The 3,954-nt window shown below is 31.6% G+C and carries 4 protein-coding genes; all 4 read right to left on the reverse strand.

Going from position 1 to position 3,954, the window contains the following annotated elements; translation table 11 throughout:
* Window positions 1–5 precede the first annotated feature (5 nt).
* A complete protein-coding gene (locus HMPREF9071_RS06690) occupies window positions 6–479 on the reverse strand; it encodes a hypothetical protein (RefSeq protein WP_253908262.1) in 474 nt (157 codons plus the stop codon).
* Between the two features lie 190 nt (window positions 480–669).
* Entirely contained in the window at window positions 670–1,194 is a 525-nt protein-coding gene (locus tag HMPREF9071_RS06695) for a hypothetical protein (RefSeq protein WP_009745846.1), read from the reverse strand.
* Window positions 1,195–1,197: 3 nt separating this feature from the next.
* On the reverse strand, window positions 1,198–2,649 hold the full coding sequence (locus HMPREF9071_RS12520) for a hypothetical protein (RefSeq protein ID WP_253908263.1): 1,452 nt from the start codon (window positions 2,647–2,649) through the stop codon (window positions 1,198–1,200).
* 62 nt (window positions 2,650–2,711) lie between these two features.
* The coding region (locus tag HMPREF9071_RS12525; protein ID WP_253908264.1) for a phage baseplate assembly protein V at window positions 2,712–3,954 on the reverse strand (1,243 nt) is incomplete at its 5' end.

The raw sequence follows: 3,954 nt of genomic DNA on the forward strand, positions 1-3,954 counted from the left end.
CGAAACTAAAAATCTTTTAGAAACTCTTTTATATCTTTCTCTTTTATTGTTGGCATTATAGTTTTGAGAAACTCTGTAACTCCATTTTTTGAAACATACATATTAACAGCATTCTTCTCATCAAAATCCTCATTCTTAAAAGTCTGGATTCGTATTATATCATCGTTATCTATATTGCTTTTTGATAGTAATATGTAGTTGTCCTTGAAATAAAAATAGAACTTCCATAATATATCTTTACGATAGTATTTAACCATATTGACCTTATCTTTAATGACAAGATTTCCCTTCTTAAAATATGCTATATAGAATTCATCTTTATCTATAATTACCTTGTATCTACCTCTTAGAGGTTTTTTAGTTACTTTATGGACTCTTATGTAATTATATTCGATGGTACTATACCCCCTTGAGCCTGTTTCCTTTGAAGGAATACTTTCTTTGATAACCTCTATATCCTTGCTATCTATTTTCTTCAAAAACTGGCTATATAGGGTATTATGTGTAAAAACTATAGATAGTATTAATATATAGATTTTCATTACTTTATTCATTATCAATTGGTTTTAGATCAGAATCTTTTTGCATCTCTTCCCATTGCCACTTCCAAAAGGAATTATTATTTTTATGCTCTCTGCCCTCATCCATAATATTATCGGTTTTATCCTTTCAGGGAGTTATTTTGAGTTTATTATTTTTAATGTATTCTAAAATATCCCTATTTGTCTTGTTATCTTTAAAAATAGTTTCTAATTTATCTCCTTCAATAGTCAGTTCAAAAGGTTCTTCTTCATTAATATCATTTATATTAAACATAAAGAGTATAATTTTATCTTCTTTAAATGAGTTTTGTGATAATAATATAAAATTATTGTCCCTATAAATGTATATTTTATCTATTTTTCCTTCTTTATAATATTTGACAATACTCTTTTTCCCTTTGGTGTTATGCCTTCCTTTCTTAAAATAAGCAATATAATAATTATTCTTATCTTGTTTTACTTTGTATCTCCCATTCAATGGTATTCCTAATCTATTTGTTCTAATCTTAGATATTAATAGAGGGGATCTAGGATCCTTACTTATAGTTACTTTTTCCTTTATTCTTATGTTTTTATCCTTTATAGGGATCGTAATTTGAGCATAGAAGTTACTGATAAAAAAGGTAAATAATATTATAAATAGTTTTTTCATAATCTAATTATTTATAGTTACTAAATCAATATCATCTTTTTGCATCTCTTCCCATTGCCACTTCCAAAATGAAATGGTCTCTTTACTATAGTCCATAATATTTTCCGTTTTTAGTTCTTTAAACCTATATTTCGAATGAGCTGTTACATTTTCCTCTTCATCAAATTCATCTTTTTGGAAAGAATGTACTAGTCCCAATGTATGTGCTATTTCGTGCACTAATGTAGGAGCTGTGACATTATTGTTATTTGTTAAGATTATAAATTTTCCTTTCTTCAAAAAACTATCAGAGTATGCATTAAAAATACCCGCCTTACCTTGATTAAAAGTAATAGGAAGTAAAAATACAATTGCTCCTTTTTCATTAGGATTTTGATTTGAATATATTATTCCTAATGCTTTTACTAACTCTATTAGATTACATTCTATATAATTAAAATTCAATTTAATAAATGAATTTCTTACATTGACCCCATTAAAAGGAGTTCCTGTATATTTGTCAATTATATTAGTATTTCCTAAATCTACTATTAATTCCTTATAATCAATTCTTCCTTCTTTTATTATGGGATTATATTTAATAAGTGCTTGATTTAATAATTTAGCAGATAGTAGATTATTATCCTCAATATACTTTTTCCATTTTCCTATTGTGCTATACTGCGACATAGGAATAGGAATAGGATTACTATTCATATTGGAAGTTAAAATCGTATCTGAATCAAAACTATATACTATAGTATTTTTTTCAATAAAACTTTGTAAAACTTGATTAATATCTTCATTACGATTATTACTATTAGTGTTGGAAGGGTATTGTATCATACTCCCCTTAAATTTTACCTCAACAAATCTAACATCTAACTGGTAAGTAGTCTTGTTTTTAAAGAAATTAAGCTTACCAACAGTATTTTTCCACTTGTCTAATACTAAAAAAAGTCTATCTTCCTCTGATACTGTATCACAACAAACCTCTACCTCTACAAATCCTTTGCTTATGATTTCGTTTACATTGATCTCATCTAAAGAAAAGGAGATCCCATTTTGTTGAGGGAGAACTATAATATCATTATCTTTTATACCTTTCCTATTCAATACTTCTATCTCTATTTTTAGTCTTACGTTTTTCTGACCTTTACGCATACATACCCAAGGGGTAAAATATTCCTTACCTTTAGGTTTCCATAATGTACTTTCACCGGCAGGCACATATTCCTGTTTTAAGGCTTTATAATTTTTACAGATACGTCTGTATTTCTTGCGCATCCAGTCAAAGCCAAAACTATAATCATAGTTGTCCGTTGTTTTAAAATGAACTAAGAAGTTAATGCTTTCAGGGTCATTCATCACAAGTAAGGGTGCTTTTTCAGGATCCGTACCAATAATGATATTCTCAGCATTGGCAAAATCGTTTTTACCAGCAGCCGTGATAATAGTATCACCTCCAGTATACATCTTATAATCACCTCCTGTGATTTTAGTGTATACTCCTCCTACAATTCTTGTTCTACTCATAATTATGACATTCTTGTATTTTCACTACCATTTATACGAACTTTTTGCTGTGAGTGGTTTTCTATAGCACCTTCAGAATTTACGACCATACCTCCTGTGCTATTTTCTGTTCTCGCATTCTTTGTTTCACTATGTAAATCACCTTCTATCTTTTCAGTTAAAGCACCATTAACATATACAAACATATCCCCACCAATATCACTTCTCTTAACCTTTCCTGCTGTTTCAGTGATATTAACATTGGCATCCAAATCAATGCTGTCACTTGCTTTTAAGTTGATGTTCTTAGCGGTAATATTAATAGTTTCAGGCGCAGAAATTTCTATATTTTTGCCCTGAGTATCCAACTTAATCACATTGCCATTCTTATCAGTAAGCAAAATGCTTTCGTCTTCGGTGAAGATGAGTTTATGCCCACTTTTGGTATGAATCGCCTTTACACGATTATCAGCATTGTGGTATCCACTCTTCGCCTCACCATTATAATGTGCCCCAAGTACAAAAGGACGCTCCGCATTGCCACCTTCAAAGTCTACCAATACCTCTTCTCCTATTTCAGGAACAAAATAGAATCCTTTACCCCCTCCTGTATAGGGTTGCACTACACGTATCCAAGGGGTCATTTCATTGCGTTTTGCCTGCCATAAGAATTGCACGCGTACACGTCCCATTCCTAAAGGGTCGTTGTTGTCTTTTACAATTGCTGGTTGCTGCTCTGAGTGCGGAAAAGCATTCTCATCAAAATCAGCAGGGGTACGCATCATAGGGATTCCCTCAAAGGAATTGTAATACTCCATACCACTATGATAGTGCGATATTTTTATGACCCTATAAGTCTCCATTGCGCGTGCATTAATGTCAGTAAGACACGCAAAGGTGTTCATCCTGAGACGCGGGTCACGGCTTTGTCCCTTTACCCTTAGCAACAATTCGCGTTTGTCTTTCTCTAAGCGCACTACATCCTCTAAATCTACACTTGATTGCTCTAATGAAGTAGCCGAGTGATATTTTTGAGGTATCTTTTTAAAGATCTTTTTAGAAGCATTCTTTGCATCGGTTTGTATAGGATTGTTTTTATACTCATTAGCAGCATCTCGTGAGTCATTATTTTCAGATGTTCCTTGATGTATATTGTAGTTTATATACTGAAAATCCTGTGGTTTTACCTCTAAGAAGAACTCTTCATCAATCAGGTTTAGGTTCTCACCCAAATCAATGGTCTCTTGGAGTTTATTGCCAAAGATT

This window comes from Capnocytophaga sp. oral taxon 338 str. F0234, from assembly GCF_000192225.1.
Classification (GTDB): Bacteria; Bacteroidota; Bacteroidia; order Flavobacteriales; family Flavobacteriaceae; genus Capnocytophaga.

Coding starts and splice junctions, on each gene's coding strand:
- HMPREF9071_RS06695 (WP_009745846.1), bottom strand. CDS start 1,194: ATGAAAAAACTATTTATAATATTATTTACCTTTTTTATCAGTAACTTC.
- HMPREF9071_RS12520 (WP_253908263.1), bottom strand. CDS start 2,649: ATGTATACTGGAGGTGATACTATTATCACGGCTGCTGGTAAAAACGAT.